Source organism: Ancrocorticia populi (assembly GCF_003123745.1).
GTDB lineage: Bacteria > Actinomycetota > Actinomycetes > Actinomycetales > Actinomycetaceae > Ancrocorticia > Ancrocorticia populi.
Genome location: NZ_QETB01000006.1, coordinates 80,617 through 96,805, shown reverse-complemented (window position 1 = coordinate 96,805; position 16,189 = coordinate 80,617). Strand labels below are relative to the sequence as shown.

The 16,189-nt window shown below is 58.3% G+C and carries 14 protein-coding genes; 4 read left to right on the top strand and 10 right to left on the bottom strand.

All coding sequences use genetic code 11. The features are described 5' to 3' along the window. Positions 1 to 41: 41 nt before the first annotated feature. Positions 42 to 236: a DUF7455 domain-containing protein gene (locus DD236_RS10980; protein WP_109094444.1), complete on the bottom strand. Its 195-nt coding sequence runs from the start codon at positions 234 to 236 to the stop codon at positions 42 to 44. A 104-nt stretch (positions 237 to 340) separates the two neighbouring features. Between DD236_RS10980 and DD236_RS10975 the strand changes: the two genes are divergently transcribed. Next, positions 341 to 988 carry a 3'-5' exonuclease gene (locus DD236_RS10975; protein WP_109094443.1) on the top strand — a complete coding sequence of 216 codons (648 nt, stop codon included), beginning with the start codon at positions 341 to 343 and terminating at the stop codon, positions 986 to 988. On the opposite strand, the gene DD236_RS10970 is transcribed toward DD236_RS10975, so the two are convergent. The 7 genes from DD236_RS10970 to DD236_RS10940 all read right to left on the bottom strand — a co-directional run bounded on the left by DD236_RS10970 (position 957) and on the right by DD236_RS10940 (position 10,067). Continuing rightward, a complete protein-coding gene (locus DD236_RS10970) occupies positions 957 to 1,265 on the bottom strand; it encodes a DUF4333 domain-containing protein (RefSeq protein WP_109094442.1) in 309 nt (102 codons plus the stop codon). The genes DD236_RS10975 and DD236_RS10970 overlap by 32 nt on opposite strands. A 15-nt stretch (positions 1,266 to 1,280) precedes the next feature. Next, positions 1,281 to 2,819, bottom strand: a complete 1,539-nt coding sequence (locus DD236_RS10965) for an HNH endonuclease (protein WP_109094441.1) — start codon at positions 2,817 to 2,819, stop codon at positions 1,281 to 1,283. 202 nt (positions 2,820 to 3,021) lie between these two features. After that, entirely contained in the window at positions 3,022 to 4,350 is a 1,329-nt protein-coding gene (locus tag DD236_RS10960; protein ID WP_165819907.1) for an RNA polymerase sigma factor, read from the bottom strand. Positions 4,351 to 4,501: 151 nt separating this feature from the next. After that, positions 4,502 to 7,387 carry an aminomethyl-transferring glycine dehydrogenase gene (gcvP, locus tag DD236_RS10955; RefSeq protein WP_243410299.1) on the bottom strand — a complete coding sequence of 962 codons (2,886 nt, stop codon included), beginning with the start codon at positions 7,385 to 7,387 and terminating at the stop codon, positions 4,502 to 4,504. Beyond that, positions 7,387 to 7,755 (bottom strand): glycine cleavage system protein H, encoded by a 369-nt coding sequence (locus tag DD236_RS10950; protein ID WP_109094440.1) that lies wholly within the window; start codon positions 7,753 to 7,755, stop codon positions 7,387 to 7,389. The genes gcvP and DD236_RS10950 overlap by 1 nt, the downstream gene beginning before the upstream one ends. Positions 7,756 to 7,781: 26 nt before the next feature. Next, positions 7,782 to 8,879, bottom strand: a complete 1,098-nt coding sequence (gene gcvT / locus DD236_RS10945; protein WP_109094439.1) for a glycine cleavage system aminomethyltransferase GcvT — start codon at positions 8,877 to 8,879, stop codon at positions 7,782 to 7,784. Positions 8,880 to 8,996: 117 nt separating this feature from the next. Next, positions 8,997 to 10,067, bottom strand: a complete 1,071-nt coding sequence (locus DD236_RS10940) for a DUF4192 family protein (RefSeq protein WP_165819906.1) — start codon at positions 10,065 to 10,067, stop codon at positions 8,997 to 8,999. A 118-nt stretch (positions 10,068 to 10,185) separates the two neighbouring features. On the opposite strand from DD236_RS10940, the gene DD236_RS10935 reads away from it, so the two are divergent. After that, on the top strand, positions 10,186 to 11,262 hold the full coding sequence (locus DD236_RS10935; protein WP_109094437.1) for a polyprenyl synthetase family protein: 1,077 nt from the start codon (positions 10,186 to 10,188) through the stop codon (positions 11,260 to 11,262). Here DD236_RS10935 and DD236_RS10930 read toward each other — a convergent pair. Continuing rightward, positions 11,259 to 11,618: an Rv2175c family DNA-binding protein gene (locus tag DD236_RS10930; protein WP_243410298.1), complete on the bottom strand. Its 360-nt coding sequence runs from the start codon at positions 11,616 to 11,618 to the stop codon at positions 11,259 to 11,261. The two genes, DD236_RS10935 and DD236_RS10930, sit on opposite strands and share 4 nt — an antisense overlap. A gap of 131 nt (positions 11,619 to 11,749) precedes the next feature. On the opposite strand from DD236_RS10930, the gene DD236_RS10925 reads away from it, so the two are divergent. Continuing rightward, complete coding sequence (locus tag DD236_RS10925) at positions 11,750 to 12,844, top strand: lytic transglycosylase (protein WP_109094435.1); 1,095 nt, start codon at positions 11,750 to 11,752, stop codon at positions 12,842 to 12,844. A 15-nt stretch (positions 12,845 to 12,859) separates the two neighbouring features. Then, on the top strand, positions 12,860 to 14,761 hold the full coding sequence (pknB, locus tag DD236_RS10920) for a Stk1 family PASTA domain-containing Ser/Thr kinase (protein ID WP_109094434.1): 1,902 nt from the start codon (positions 12,860 to 12,862) through the stop codon (positions 14,759 to 14,761). Here the strand turns inward: pknB and DD236_RS10915 are convergent, their stop codons facing one another. Then, positions 14,762 to 16,132, bottom strand: a complete 1,371-nt coding sequence (locus DD236_RS10915) for a class II 3-deoxy-7-phosphoheptulonate synthase (protein ID WP_109094517.1) — start codon at positions 16,130 to 16,132, stop codon at positions 14,762 to 14,764. Positions 16,133 to 16,189 lie beyond the last annotated feature (57 nt).

The following is a 16,189-nucleotide window of genomic DNA, read 5'->3' as shown; positions in this document are numbered from 1 at the left end:
GCTTTCTTGTTTTGGCACGCGAACGCGTGTCATTTCACGCTTCAGCTAATGCGATCTCGCTGATCTTGAATAGATACGGCTACTTCGCGCAGCTTATCGATGTGTTGGGCAGCGTGATGCCCACAGAAAAGAAGTTCGCCGTGTTCCATCGTGGCGCGGACGTATGCCTGAGCACCACAGACGTCGCAGCGATCAAGTGCGGTCAGTTCCTTCTCGTCAATCATTGTTGCGTTCACACCATCATCAAAGCATTAAGGGACCAAAACATTCCCACTCTGGACTGTGAGTTCACCCTCGGTGGAACGGGCCCGTGTAGAGTGTCCGGGAACAAAGGAGGGACATGAGCGGTTTTGCCGTGATAGATCTGGAAACCACCGGCCTAAATGCCCGCACCGAATCAATAATCGAGGTGGGTGTCGTGTTGCTCGATAGCGCGGGCAATCTCGAGGGCAGATGGACCACGCTGATCAATCCCCGCCGTGCCATCCGGGCACAGTTTATTCACGGAATTTCCGACGACGACGTCACCTCCTCGCCCACCTTCGCCCAAATCCTTCCGGAACTTGTTACTCACTTAGAATTCCGGGCAATTGTGGCGCACAACGCCGTTTTCGATGTGGGGTTCCTCAACGAGGAGTTCAAGCGGGTAGGCTTCCCGATGTCTATTCCCGATAGCGCCACTGTGTGCACCATGGAGCTATCAAAGATGTATCTTCCAGCAGGAAGACATTCATTGGACGCTGCAGCGCAGCGGGCCGGAATCAGTGTGCACAATCATCACCGCGCACTTGCAGATGCGGAAACGGCGGCCGAGCTCCTACGGGTGTATCTGGATGCAGAGAAGGCCGGTACTCATTATGAGAACCCGGTACACACCCGTAGTGGCGGCGAGCTCAAACCTGCCTCATGGGTAGATGCACAAATCCGAGCTGCCCAGCTGGGCTGGCCAATTGCACTTAATTTTGAGTCTCGGCAACTTCCGCAGTGATCCAGTAATTAGTGCCATCAACGTTCGAGATCGTGACCGTGGTGTCGTACTCTTCACCTGTTGGTGGATCAGTCAGGACGCAATCGACCGTGTTGCCCTCCACAAGGTCAATCTGTTCAGAGCCACAGTCGAGCTCAGGCGCATAATCCGTTCCCACCTCGTCCTGAAGAACCCGAGCAGCTTGTTGTTCTATATTCTCCGGCGACACGGTTAAGTTGGCGCTGCCAGTGGCACTGCAGCCAGCGACCAGAAGAATCACGGAAGCAAATAGTCTCATGCCGCCGATCCTATGTTATACGCGCCTGTTGAGGTTTGGTGTTATGGGTGGTGCTTGGCTTTGGTAGGTGTGGCCGGTGGGTGTGGTGATGTTTCGGGTGGTGGTGTTGGTGGGGGTGTGGTGCCAGCCGGGGTTTTCTTTGGTGTAGTTACACCTAGCACAGAGCCCGGTCCCATTGCCAGGGCTTGTGTGGCCGCCTTTGGCGAACGGGTGGGCGTGGTCTAAATGGGCGATGGGTGCGTTACACCACGGGGTCCGGCACTGCTCATCACGCAGAACCAGAGCTCGTCGTAGCGGACCGGTGAATTCACGTTTCCTGGTGTCGATCTTTGTGATGTCTCCGGTGACCGGATCGGTCAACACGCGCCGTAGAAACACCCGGGCCGGTGTCTGGTGATCATGGACCGGATCAAGCATGTCCCGCGCGAGTGCTGCGGGGATGGGACCATAGCCGGGCATCCACGCGGCAGTAAACACGTCCTCAGCGTGCCGGCCCGTATTATCAATGACCGGAGAGACGGAAGCAGTATGCCCCGGAGTCTGAACTGTGCTGGTGGTGCCGAGCAGTGTTTCGTCGGTCATGACGAGCTGGACTTCGATGTTGACTGCCTCGGCATGGGATTGTCCCGTCAGGCGCTGGACCAATAGGTCGGCTTCGAGCTGGGTCGGGCCAGCCTGCACGGTCTCCTCGCTGAAGGCCATAGAGGTGGCGGTATCGTGGAGGGCTTTCTTACAGGCGAAGGCTTGCCCTAACGGTAGTAGGGCGGTCAGGTAGGCCATCCCTGATGGTGCTGGGCGTATGTTCACCGCCCGAGCAGACTTAGCCAGGGCGTGGGCTTTCATATATGCCACCGGGTCGGCCTGCTGGGCTACGGCCCGGACTTCACCGGCCAGACGCCGCGAGCCGGTCTTTCCGTAGCGGGTGGCCATGTGGGTATCGATCGCGGTTTTGCCTGCCGGGTCCAGGTGACTGGTTTCTTTGACCACCAGCCCCGCCGCGTACTCCGACAGTCGCCCATCGCACAGTGCTTCTAACGCGTGGGGCATGTCAGTGGTTAACGTGTGGGCGGTGCGGACCGCGCCGGATCCTTGCTGGGGTGAGGCCCTCCTAGCGAGTCCGATCTCGCTGCCGATGCCTCTGGCGCGCTGTTCCAGCTTGATACCAGCATCTGCCTCGGCCTGATCACGACGATGGCGAAACTCCTCGGTCGCCACCATCTGAGCCCAAGCGGCGGCGCTTTTAATGTCCTCCAGGAGGCGGATCTGGTCAATACAGGCCGCCTCGCTACCAGCAGCCAGCCGTCCGCGCAGCAGATCCCGCACGATCTGCAGGACCCGCACCGCCCCGTCGGCGTCTTGGGAAACAGTCGTGGTGAGCACGGCGGCTGATTCGCCTACCCAGTCGATATCGTGTGCTGCGTAATCTTCTTCGGAGGGTGGTGCGGGGTGGTGATCACCCTCCCACATGTCCTCGAAAAACCCGGCGTGCTCGGCCCACGCTTCAAGGACCCACGCATCCGATTCACGAGCCGTATCCTCAACCGCGCTCACCACACCCACCCCCTCGTACCTACCAAGAAACCGTCACATGTCCGAATGATTGTTCTACCCCTAGTTTACCGAACGACCATTCGAAACACAATACCTAAACACACCCAAACAGCATCAATAAATACGGAACGACGAGCAAACCGTCGTCGTTGGAAATAAAAAGCCCCACCGATCAACCGGTGGGGCTTTCCAACGTGAGGTGTGACTACTCCAAGTAATCGCGCAGAACCTGCGATCGGCTTGGGTGCCTAAGCTTGGACATCGTCTTGGACTCTATCTGGCGAATCCGCTCACGCGTTACACCGTAGACCTTGCCAATTTCGTCGAGGGTCTTGGGCTGGCCATCGGTCAAGCCGAAGCGCATGGAAACCACGCCAGCCTCCCGCTCAGAGAGCGTATCGAGAACCTGATGGAGCTGCTCTTGGAGCAGTGTGAAGCCCACGGCATCCGCAGGCACAACGGCCTCGGAATCCTCGATAAGATCGCCGAACTCGGAATCGCCGTCCTCACCTAACGGGGTGTGAAGTGAAATAGGTTCGCGGCCGTACTTCTGGACCTCGATCACCTTTTCCTCAGGCATATCGAGTTCCTTGGAAAGCTCCTCGGTGGTTGGTTCGCGGCCGAGATCTTGGAGCATCTGGCGCTGAACGCGAGCGAGCTTGTTAATCACTTCCACCATGTGAACTGGGATACGGATGGTGCGGGCCTGATCCGCCATAGCACGTGTGATGGCCTGACGAATCCACCAAGTTGCGTACGTGGAGAACTTGTAGCCCTTCGTGTAATCGAACTTTTCGACCGCGCGAACCAGACCCAAGTTGCCTTCCTGAATCAGATCAAGGAACAGCATGCCACGGCCGGTGTAGCGCTTGGCGAGCGAAACAACGAGGCGGAGGTTCGCCTCAAGAAGGTGGTTCTTTGCCTGCTGGCCATCACGCGCAATCGCCTTGAGCTCACGCAGGTACAGGCGGTCATCCTTCGGATCAAGGGTGCCGGACTTCGAAATGTGATCGGCATATAGGCCCGCCTCAATACGCTTGGCGAGTTCAACCTCTTCCGCGGCATTCAGCAGCGGCACCTTGCCGATTTGTTTGAGGTAATCCTTGACGGGATCTGCCGTTGCTCCCGCAACGTGCACACGAACCGCCGGCTCATCTGATTCATCCGAATCAGTAACCGTGAATGCACCCTTACGACTCAGAGGGGGCTCCTCCGTACGTAGCTTGGGAAGCTTCACCTGACTGGGCTTAGACGTTTCCTCATCGGAATCCTCCGTACCTTCGGCGTCCGTCTCATCAGCCTCATCGGTGGCCTGAGTATCCACATCCTCATCTGGCTCCACGTCATTGAGATCATCAGGCGTGGGGGCGCTGTTGGTCTCCACCTCCTCGGCAGGATCGGCGGAAGCCTTCTTGCGCGTTGCTGGCTTTTTGGCGGCAGTCTTGCGCTTGGTCGAAGGCTTCTTCTTAGGTGTCTCCACCTTTTCTTCCTCAACTGTCTGAGCAGTCTTGCGAGTCGCAGACTTCGTGGCCACGTGTCACCTTTCGATGGGAGCAGAACGAGCGGCAATCATCATACCGGCGCTGGGCGTATTCCAGCACATCATGGTCAACGCGCGAGCCTTCGATCTTGTTCCCACGAGTTCAGATTGATTCATGGGAACAAGATCACGCTAAGTCCGCCGGCTAATCCTCGAACGCTTCCGGTGGCGGACAGGAGCACTGCAGGTTCCGGTCACCCCAAGGCGCATCAATTCGTCCAACCGGCACCCAGTACTTGCTTTCGATTAGGCGGTGCACATACTCGGGATCGCGCCCCTTCTTTCGGGCGATCAACGCATCTGGATAGGCCGCGACTTCCTGCGAATACGGATGATCCCATCCGCCCACAAGCAGCGAATGGGCAGTATGGGGTGCGCCCTGAAGCGGATTATCGTCCGCCGGCCATTCGCTTCCGACGCGGGAGGCTTCTTCTGCAATGGACTCCATCGCATCACAGAACCGATCCAGCTCTTCGAGACTCTCCGATTCCGTGGGCTCAACCATCAGTGTTCCCGCCACGGGGAAGCTCATGGTGGGCGCGTGAAAACCATAATCAATCAGGCGCTTTGCCACATCGTCAACGGTTACGCCGTACTTCTCCTTAAGAGGACGAACATCCAGAATGCACTCATGCCCCACGAATCCTCCCGGTCCCCGATAGAGGACAGGAATTGAGGGTTCTAACCGGGCAGCCACATAGTTGGCGGCCAAGACAGCGGTTGCTGTTGCTTCCCGTAACCCTTCGAGTCCAAGCAAGCGAATGTATGCCCACGATATCGGGAGGATGCTGGCCGATCCGTATGGCGCGGAAGATACCGCTCCCGATCCGGGCCAGTCATGGCGCGACCCTCCTGGGAACCCCGGCAAGAACGGGGCCAAGTGGGACTTTGCGGCAACAGGCCCGACGCCCGGCCCCCCGCCGCCGTGGGGGATCGCAAACGTCTTGTGGAGATTCAGGTGGGACACATCACCGCCGAAAGCGCCCGGCCGCGCATAGCCCACAAGCGCGTTGAGGTTGGCGCCATCGATGTAAACCTGCCCGCCCGCCGCGTGCACCAGATCAGTCACTTCAACTACTTGGGGCTCGAATGTGCCATGCGTAGACGGATAGGTCAGCATGATCGCGCCGATCTGCCCAGAGAAATCCTCGATCTTCTGTGTTAAGTCGCTCAGATCGATGGAGCCATCCTTTGCCGTCTTTACAACAACAACTCGGAATCCCGCCATCACAGCCGAGGCCGCGTTTGTTCCATGAGCGGACGCGGGAATGAGGCAGATGCGCCTGCCCTTCTCTCCCTTTGAGTCGTGGTATCTACGTATTGCAAGTAGTCCAGCGAACTCGCCCTGACTACCAGCGTTGGGTTGTAGACTGACCGAATCGTACCCCGTGATCTCTGCAAGCCATGCCTCTAGATCTTGGGTGAGGCGGCGGTATCCCAGCCGATCCGATTCAGGGGCGAACGGGTGAATTCGGGCGAAGCCGCTATACGAGATAGCAGAGACTTCCACGGCCGCATTCAGTTTCATCGTGCATGAGCCGAGCGGGATCATTCCTCGGTCTAATGCATAGTCCTTCTCCGCGAGCCTGTGCATGTACCGCATCATCTCGGTTTCTGAGTGATACCGGTGGAACGTGGCCTGCGGCAGGAAATCGCTGCTTCGACGAATTTCCTCCCCTAAGGAGAATTGGTCCATATCTACAAGCTCATTGGTACCCTCAATGACCCGGGAAAATGCGCGAACAACGCTCACACGCGTTTCATCCTTTGTGCATTCATCCGTTGAGATGCGCAAAGTATCCGAATCCACGAGGAACACCGTAATGTTCTCCTCGAGGAGCGCCGCACGGATGACTTCTGCCTTATTCGGGACCGAGGCGGTTATCGTATCGAAGAACCGGGTGTATCGGATGCGCACGCCAAGGCTAGAGAGGTTGCATGCAAGCGCACGCGCCTGACCGTGGACACGCTCGGCGATGGACCGGAGCCCCGTTGGGCCATGATAGACCGCGTACATCGATGCCATGATCGCTAGGAGCGACTGGGCGGTACAGATATTGCTAGTGGCTTTCTCCCGGCGTATGTGCTGCTCTCGCGTTTGCAGAGCTAGCCGGTAGGCAGGATTACCCTGACTATCGCGCGAGACCCCAACGATTCGTCCCGGAAGATTCCTCTTTAGTTTTTCTTGGCACGCGATATACCCGGCATGGGGTCCGCCCCCACCCATGGGAACTCCAAACCGCTGAGCAGTCCCGGCGGCGATATCGGCCCCTAGTTCCCCGGGTGGCGTCACGATGGAGCAGGCCAGCAGATCGGCAACCATGATGAACAGACCGCCCGCACGGTGGATCGAATCAGCCAGTCCGCGATACTGAGCGGCTGTCATCATTCGCCCAGTAGCGCCGGGGTACTGTACAAGCAATCCCGCGCATCCCTCAAGGTCAAGCGCGCTATCAACCCTTACTGGAACGATCTCGATATCCAGCCCGTGACAACGCGTTTCAATCACCGCCCGCGTCTGGGCGAACAGATCCTCGTCAACGGCGATTCGTTGCCGCTTCGTGGTTCGGGCCGCGAGCGCAATGGCCTCGGCCGCCGCCGTGGATTCATCCAAGAGAGAAGCGCCCGCGATATCCATGGCCGTCAGCTCGCTCACCATCGTCTGGAAGTTGAGCAAGGCTTCGAGCCTTCCTTGCGATATCTCCGGCTGGTACGGGGTGTATGCCGTGTACCACGAGGGATTCTCTAGGACGCACCGCCGTATCACGGCTGGCGTTTCCGTATCGTAAAAGCCCTGACCGATCATCGAGGTCCGGATCGTGTTGTTCGCTGCGATTTCCGTGAGTTCTGCAGCAACCTCGGCCTCGGTGGCAGCGCTCGGCAGTTTTTTCGCCGATGGCGGGGTGGAGATGACGTTTGGCATCGCGCGCGCCACCAGAGCGTCAAGGTCCCGCACCTTTACGGAACCCAACATGAGTTCGCGATCCTGCCCGCGCGGTCCAACGTGTCTGCTTGCAAAATCGCTCATCATTATTGCTCCTGTATGAACGCGTCGTATGCGGCACTATCCATTAGCTCGCCGCGCTCGGTGACTGCCATCTCATAGAGCCAGTTCTCGTGGGGATCGTCAGTAGCAATTTTCGGGTCATCCACCACCGCGTCATTGATTGCAGATACGGTCCCGCTCGCGAGCGCGATGAGGTCAGAGACCGACTTGACGGATTCGATTTCCCCGCAAGCCTCCCCAGCGGTGAGCTCGGCACCAACCTCTGGGAGATCTACGTAAACGGCCTCGTCAAGGGCTTGCGCGGCGAAGGCCGTGATTCCCACGCGGGCCGTTTCCCCTTCGGTGATCCACTCATGATCCTGCGAGTACATGCGATCAGTTGGATAGGTCATGGCATTCTCCTTATAAGTAGGTGAGGTTAACTGCGGGTTCTGGAATAGAAAGGGAGCTGGGTGATGCGCATTTCGTGGGTCTTGCCGCGGACGTCAACACTGACCGAATCACCAGCACTTAGTCCCGGCCTTAACCTCGCCAGAGCAATCGGATGGCCGAGTGTTGGGGAGAGAACGCCTGATGTGATTTCGCCAAGCTCTTCGCCAGCGCGGCTGACAGTGCAGCCGGCGCGGGCTGCACGCTTGCCCTCTCCCACAAGGCCATAAAGGTCCCACACTTGCTCGCGCCCGCCGAGCGCTTGGCGCCCTACAAACTGGTGATCCTTCACAAGGTTGGCAAGTCCTACGTCCGCCGGGCAGAGATCCCGGTTGAGTTCATGCCCATAGAGCGCCATTCCCGCTTCAAGCCTGAGCGTGTCCCTAGATGCGAGTCCGCAAGGGGTAAGACCACGTTCGCGTCCAATCTCGGTAGCACGGTCCCAAACCGCTTCCGCTTGGGAAGCAGGCATCATCAGTTCATAGCCCGTCTCCCCCGTGTAGCCGGTTCGGGCTAGGCGAACAGGTCCTTCGACGTGAACATCACAAACCCTGTAGTAGCCGAGGCTATCGAAGAGTTCGTGCTCGGATTCTGGCAATAGCTCACGCACAATCTCCGTGGATCGGGGCCCCTGGATTGCGATCAGAGCACGATGGAGAGTGGTATCCGTGATGCTAGCCTCCGCGCCAACAGCTCGTGCCCTCGACGCCAATTCATCGCGCACCACCAGCCTGTTCGCCGCATTCGCCACCACCAGATAGGACGCCTCAGAGAGCCGATACACGATCAGATCGTCAATAATGCCTCCATCTGCCGTCAGAATAAGGGTGTATCGGGCCCTTCCAATCGTCATCTTTGATGGTTGAGTAACAAAGCTGGCGTCCAGAGCATCGCTTGCTCCGGGCCCTTCTACCTCGAGTTGTGCCATATGGGAAAGATCGAAGATTCCTGCACTCTCGCGTACCGCTGCATGTTCGGCCCTATCAGAGCTGTACCGCAGAGGCATGGACCATCCGGCAAAATCCGTGAGGGTGGCATCAAGGAGCCGATGCGTGTTAGTAAGGGCAGTCTCCAGAAGCCCAGTCATTCTTCCTCCGTGAGTTCGAATTCCACTAGGTGATGCCCAGCTCACCGTTGAGCCCGACATCACACTATGAATCTACCCCGCCTCGCGACAATTCTCACATCAAATTCGGCACTAGTTTTATTCCTCTTCGGTCTCAGTCAGCCAAAGTGGCAAGATTGCAGCGTTTACTGCGTCTAAGAGCAATTCGGCCAGAGTATAATTCGGGTCAGCTTCCATCGCTTCGAGCAGGCGCTCCGCCGCCCGAGTGTTCTGCCCATACCACCACAGGCAGTACGCCGCACACGAGAGTGCCGCGGGATCATCGAGATCGGCAACTTTCGCGCATTCCTCCAAAAGCTCAACCATATTCTCAAGGTGAGTGACGCGCACCGGTGCCACGGCTGTTTCGGAGTATCCATCAAGCAATTGCTCCTCGCTCATCTCTGCCACTCTCCGGTCCGGACTGGTACACCACAGTAAGATTCTGTCCCGCACGCCCACAACGGACAGAGCAGCATTGGCGCGCCCTAAGCGGGCAACATCTCTATTGATTCCCTCCCGATGGCCAGGATCTTCCCAGTCCGCAATGAGCTCATCCCAGAGCGTTGAGCCCCGGGCTATGAGCTGTCCGCGATTAGCGGTCAGCCATTCCTCACCCGCCGCGCACGCCTGCTTTCGCGCATCGTGGCCCCGGCGAACAAGCTCATACGTTGGGCGTTCCTCCGGCGGAGCGCTCCCCGCGTAAACCATCGCGGCCGCAGCAGGTGATGCGTCAAGCTCGCTCCAAGGATGTAGCTCAAGATCCTCCCCCGTAAACGCCGCCCAGTTATCGCCATCAGCGACAAAGCACTCGAAGAACCCGCCCGGCTCCGATCGCATGGCGTCCCCCGCCATGGCACAAGTATTCGCGAAGGCGCGTTTGAAGTAGTCGAAGCCCTGAAGCAGGTCTTCACAGTACAGAACTAGCACAGCGCGAGTAACGCGATAATCGCGGACCGTTCGCGCCAAGAGGATTCCCGTTTCGGGTTCGATTCCAAATTCATCAGTATCGAGCACCATAACGGGACCCATTGCAACACGCTCATCATCCGAGTGCGTCTCGCGCTGATCTAGGCCAAGAAACACCATGTGGTGATGCGGGCGAAACCCGATGAAATGCGGAACAAGTATGAGGGCCTCACTTGGCCTATGCAGTGTCAAAGTATCCATGTGACAATTCAAGCTGCCGAGCCGGAGGGGCACACGGCACGTTTCCCTCCCTGTGGACAAAAGCCACACAAACGCAAGTTGGGGAAACCGTCGCGTCATTGTCGATAAGCTGAGCGGTATGGATCTCACGTTGCCCGAATTTCGCGTCCTCGTTGAAGAGCGGCTGGCCCAGTCGATAGATTCGCTGACTTGGCTAGTTCAAGAGGAGTTTGATCAGGTCCCTCACGAAGAGTTCTTAGCTCCCGCCCGCCTCCTTCTGAACAGCGGCAAACGCACACGGGCCGCTTTCGTTTTGGCCGGATACCAGTTGGCTACCACTTCCGCATGCGATCCAGCTGCCACAGCCGGTTCCGCCATCGAGCTTTATCAGGCTTCCGCTTTAGTTCACGATGACGTCATAGACGATTCACCGACCCGACGGGGCAACCCGGCCGCCCATGTAGCTTTCACGAATCTTCATACGGAGAGCCGCTGGCTCTATTCACCTGCGGATTTTGGGCGCGCGTCCGCCATTGTGCTAGGCGACCTTCTTCTGTCTGAAGCGAGCAAGGAGTTTCAGGCGGCCGCGGCCATGGTGACTCCTCGTGAGGGCACCACGGCTTTCCGCCAGTTTCAGGCTATGTGCACCGAAGTGGCCTTCGGGCAGTACTTGGATATCCGCGCCGAGCAACAGCCGCTGGATCGTTCCCAAGACGCCATCGCCTCCGCATTGAGCGTATTACGGCACAAGAGCGCCAACTATTCGGTGCAACTACCGCTCGTGATCGGGGCCCAATTGGGAGGTGGATCGGACGAGTTGATTTCCCAGCTTCGAAAGCTTGGCGGATTACTGGGAGAGGCATTCCAGATGCGAGACGACGATCTCGGAATCTTTGGCGAACCATCCCAAACCGGTAAACCCTCCGGCGGCGATATCACCGAGGGCAAGCGGACGATCCTGCTCGCTCTCATCCGCGAAAAGGCTGGTGCCCGCCGAGACTGGCTGGATTCGCGGCTAGGAACTGTTCTCTCGGATGCGGATATCTCCCAGCTACGGACACTCGCTATTTCCTGCGGTGCCCGTTCCGAGCACGAGGATATGATTTTGGCCCGCGAGGATGAGGCTCGCTTGCTACTTCAGACTTTGGATGGGAACGACGACGGAATCCAGACTCTAGCCAACCTCATGCATGAACTGGCTGGCCGAATAGCCTAACCAACATCCAGAGCTGCGGCACGTCGCACGGCGTGCACGTCACCTTTTCTCAGCATGTCGATTGGTTCTTCACCCAGAAGACTATTCTCGCTGGTCAGCCACTCCATGGCCTCGGCATCCGTGAAGCCTGCGTCTTCCAGCACGGTCACCGTGCCACGAAGTGACGGTAACGGTATCCACTGACCGTCTACCTCAATGAGTTCCTTACGGTGCACGATCACGACATTTGTGTCAGCAGTCCTGACGGCCAGTAAGTCACGGGTATGTATCAGCCCCCGGACATCGCGCAAGCGTGCGCCTAGGAGCTCCGCCACGTCCGGCACTGTCAACCATTCACTTTCAGGGTGTGTATTCACAATACAAAGCCTAACCGACGCGCCGTCTGCAGCCCCCATTTGTAATCACACCTAGAAACTGCTGGGGAAAAACGCTATTGTCACTCCTGTAACATTTTCATCACTGGAATCAGCAAACTCAAGAAGCACACGTGCAACAACTCGGAGGTCGAATCTTGAACAAGCGCTCACGAACAGTCCGCGCAACGGGTGCCGCTCTCGCGGCAACAACCGCCTTCGGGTTTTTTGCACCCGCAGCCAACGCCGTACCCGAAAATACCGTGCCTCTTTCCGCCGATCGCGCAGCGCGGCACCTCAACGTAGTCGCAACACACACGGCAAAGCCGGCATCTGCGCCCACCGCCAAAAAGGCCACCACGTATACCGTGAAGTCTGGCGACACACTCTGGGGTATAGCCAAGAAGCACTCTTCTTCCGTCTCCGCCATCGCGAAGGCCAACGGCATCAAAAACACAAGCTATATCCGGATCGGACAGAAACTCACGATCCCCGGCAGCTCTTCGTCCGCAAAGGCCACCTCTAGTAGTTCCAAGGCGAGCAGCACACCAGCCAAGACCACAAGCACCGGCTCACGCCACGTCGTGAGATCAGGCGAAACCCTCTCCTCAATCGCCAAGAAGTACAACACCAGCACCTCGGCGATACAGAAATCCAACTCCCTCTCAAACCCCAACCTCATCTACGTAGGCCAAGTCCTCACCATCGGCGGGAGCACGAGCGCCTCGACCTCGAGCTCCAAGAACTCGGTGGGCAACACTTTCCTCGGCTACACCTATCCCGAATCGACAACCAATGCAGCCAATGCCAACAAGGACCAGCTAAAGTCAGGCTCGGTGCCCTCCCGCGCGCAGATGCAGCAGATCATTCGGCAAACAGCCGTCAATATGGGAGTGGATCCGAGCTTGGCCCTCGCTCACGCCCAAGTCGAATCAGGCTTTGACCAGTCCGCGGTATCCCCCGCCAACGCCATTGGTGCCATGCAGGTGATCCCGTCCTCGGGCGATTGGGCTTCGCAGCTCGTTGGGCGCAAACTCAATCTGCTGGATCCCTACGATAACGCGACAGCGGGCGTGGCCATTATCAGGTATCTTCAAACCAATGCCAGTTCAAAGGATCAGGGAATCGCCGGTTACTATCAGGGACTGGGCGGCGTACGGAAGTACGGGATGTACCCCGATACCAAGAACTACGTTGCTAAGGTCAAGGCGGCACAAGCCAACTACTAGCTGTAGCCTTGCTCTGTGAAGGAAACGTTAATTGGATCGGTTGTTGACGGCCGATACCTTATAACCGAACGCCTCGCAGGTGGCGGCATGGCGGTGGTGTACCGAGCCCGTGACAAGCGTCTTGAACGCGACGTCGCGATGAAGCTCATGCACCCCCACCTTGCCGAACAACCCAACTTCACAGAGCGATTCAATAAGGAAGCCCGCGCTGCTGCACGCCTTTCGAGCCCCTATGCAGTCTCAGTTTTTGATCAGGGCGTTTGGGGCTCTCAGGCATATCTCATCATGGAGCTCATTCCGGGTCCCGACGTCCGGTCGGAGCTCACTCGACTCGGCTCTTTCTCTCTCAGAACCGCCCTCAGAATCACTGAGGATACGCTCTGTGCGCTCGCCGCAGCCCATAATGCTGGCCTGATCCATCGCGACGTTAAGCCGGAAAACGTCATGCTAGCGGCGCCGCTCGCGGCACCCACCGTTCTGGAAGAATCAGAGATTTCGGCCAAGGTCACTGATTTTGGGTTGGCGCGGGCAGTCAATGCCGCAAGCGCAGCATCTTCAACGGCAATGGGAACGGTTGCGTACATCGCACCCGAGGTCATCACCGAGGGTGCGAGTGATGCACGGAGCGATCTTTATTCTGTGGGCATCATGCTCTACGAGCTACTGACGGGGGAACTTCCCTACCAGGCAGAAACTCCCATCCGGACGGCATACATGCACGTCAACGATCCAATGCCGCGCGTGGGCGAAATAGCAGAATGGATGCCTCCCGCTGTCGATTCCTTCATAGCTACCTTGACGGCGAAGAATCCTGAGGACCGCCCAATGGATGGATCTGAAGCTCTCGCCAGTCTTCGTGCACTGCTGCCGACCGTGCCTCCCGAGGCGGGCATACGCCGCATCCCGGTGATTGGCAAAGTTCCCCCATCACACCAGAACGCAACACTGATCGATACCCCTGAGCTGACAACCAAGACGGCGCCTATGAATACGGCACGCTTGAACACTGAACCGGCAGAGCAGCCATCGGCTCCCAGCCGCACCAAACGCCGCTGGATCGTCCCGATCATCGTTCTTCTCATCGCGTTAACCGGTGCCGCCGCATGGTATTTCTTGGACGGTCCCGGCCAACGCGTGACCGTACCAGATGTCACGGGACAAACCACCGCCGAGGCTCACGATCTATTAGAGGCCGAGGGCCTGACCGTTAACGAGTCCGAGCAATACTCGGATACCGTGCCAACTGATCACGTGATCTCTTCGAATCCGTCCGCCGGATCCCGGATACACCCGGACTCAGATGTATCGATCGCGATTTCTCTGGGCATAGAACAGGTCAAGGTCCCAGACGCCACCGGCAAGGACCTTCAGGCGGCGGAGGCGCTACTGGGCGAAAGCCGCTTGGAGATGGCAACTGAGGAAGCATATTCCGAGACTGTTGAAGAAGGAGTGGTGATTTCTCAGGACATCGATCCAGATTCCACGGTGGATCACTCCACCACGTTAACTCTCACGGTCTCTTTGGGCCGCGAGCCGTTCGAGGTCCCGAACGTCACCGAGCAATCAAAGGACGATGCGATCGCCGCGATCGAAGATGCCAATCTAACGGCCGCTGTTGAGGAGCAATACTCAGACTCCGTTTCCGAGGGCGTTGTGATCTCGCAGAGCCCCGAAGATGGCACGCTCTTTAAAGGCGACGAGGTCTCGATCACGGTGTCGAAGGGCCCCGAGCCAATCGAAGTCCCTGATGTCACGTTCGAATCGAAGGATAGCGCAATCGAGACTCTTGAGGACGCCGGCTTTGAGGTAAAGGTAGATGAACTCTACGGCGGCATACTGGGCGTTGTGCGGTTCCAGAATCCTGAGGGCGGCTCGCTCACCAGCCCCGGTACCGAGATAACGATCTCGGTGATGTAGCTACGGCCACACGGAGAATCTAACGTCCCGCAACTGCTCGGCCAACAGGAACGCCATTTCCAGAGATTGCTGGTGGTTGAGTCTCGGGTCCACGAGCGTCTCGTATCGCTCACCAAGCCCGTCCTCGCTGATCTCTTCAGATCCTCCCAACACCTCGGTCACGTCTCCCCCGGTAAGCTCCACGTGGATACCGCCAGGATGGGTGCCGAGATCCTGATGCACGGTGAAGAAGCCGTCAATTTCCTCTACGATCGCGGATAGCCTGCGGGTCTTCAGCCCGTTCGACGCCGTGATGGTGTTGCCGTGCATGGGATCCGTGACCCATGTGACGGGCCGCCCATCCTGGCGGATCGCCTCAACGAGCGGCGGGAGCGCCTCACGTATCTTCCCGGCGCCCATACGCGTGATGAAGGTCAGCTTGCCTGGAATACCCTCCGGATTGAGCTTATCGACTAGGGCAAGAGCATCTTGAGGGGTAGTTGTGGGACCGAGCTTCACTCCGATGGGGTTGCTCACGTGCGAGAGCATCTCCACGTGAGCGCCTCCGATATCGCGCGTCCGCTCCCCGATCCACAGCAGGTGCGCCGAGGTGTTGTAGGGCTCCCCGGTTCGCGAATCGATTCGCGTCATCGCGTCTTCGTAGGGCAGTAGGAGCGCCTCGTGGGAAGAGTACAAATCCACCGTTCTCAGATTGTCCATATCCACACCGGCCGCGCGCATGAACCTCATCGCGCGATCGATCTCCGAGGCGAACTGCTCATAGCGAGCGTATGCGGGATTGGCCATGAACCCCTTGTTCCATTCGTGCACGGCCGTCAGGTCCGCGAAGCCACCCGTGCTGAAGGCACGCATAAGGTTCAGGGTTGATGCCGATCGCTGGTATGCCTCTACCAGCCGATGCGGGTCCGGCGTGCGAGCCTCAGCGGTGAACTCATAGCCATTGACGGCATCGCCCATGTAGCTCGGGAGAGTCACTCCCCCGAACGTCTCCAAGGGATTCGAGCGCGGCTTCGCGAACTGGCCCGCCATGCGCCCAATCTTCACCACGGGCACCGAAGCACCGTAGGTGAGCACAACCGCCATTTGAAGGATTGTGCGGATTCGTGCACGGATCCTATCGGCGCTGGAATCTGCGAAGGACTCCGCGCAGTCACCACCCATGAGCACGAAGGCCTCACCCCGGGAGGCGGCGGCCATTTCGGACGTCAGCTGATCAGCCTCGCCAGCGAACACGAGTGGCGGAAGTGAACGCAGATAGGCAACGGCATCTTCAAGGGCCGCGGGATCGGGCCACGCGGGCTGGTGCTGTGCCGGCTTCTCACGCCACTGCGAAATGGCAGCCAGCGTTTCCTCATCTGCATCTTCGAACATGCCCACGAGTGTATCGCCAAATAAAACAAGTTGGCCCCCGGTCCGTGTTCTGGATCG

Excerpts from the sequence above, each read along its gene's own strand:
- DD236_RS10975 (WP_109094443.1), top strand. The coding sequence starts at position 341 with ATGAGCGGTTTTGCCGTGATAGATCTGGAAACCACCGGCCTAAATGCC.
- DD236_RS10970 (WP_109094442.1), bottom strand. The coding sequence starts at position 1,265 with ATGAGACTATTTGCTTCCGTGATTCTTCTGGTCGCTGGCTGCAGTGCC.
- gcvP (WP_243410299.1), bottom strand. The coding sequence starts at position 7,387 with ATGATGAGCGATTTTGCAAGCAGACACGTTGGACCGCGCGGGCAGGAT.
- DD236_RS10950 (WP_109094440.1), bottom strand. The coding sequence starts at position 7,755 with ATGACCTATCCAACTGATCGCATGTACTCGCAGGATCATGAGTGGATC.
- gcvT (WP_109094439.1), bottom strand. The coding sequence starts at position 8,879 with ATGACTGGGCTTCTGGAGACTGCCCTTACTAACACGCATCGGCTCCTT.
- DD236_RS10940 (WP_165819906.1), bottom strand. The coding sequence starts at position 10,067 with ATGGATACTTTGACACTGCATAGGCCAAGTGAGGCCCTCATACTTGTT.
- DD236_RS10935 (WP_109094437.1), top strand. The coding sequence starts at position 10,186 with ATGGATCTCACGTTGCCCGAATTTCGCGTCCTCGTTGAAGAGCGGCTG.
- DD236_RS10915 (WP_109094517.1), bottom strand. The coding sequence starts at position 16,132 with ATGTTCGAAGATGCAGATGAGGAAACGCTGGCTGCCATTTCGCAGTGG.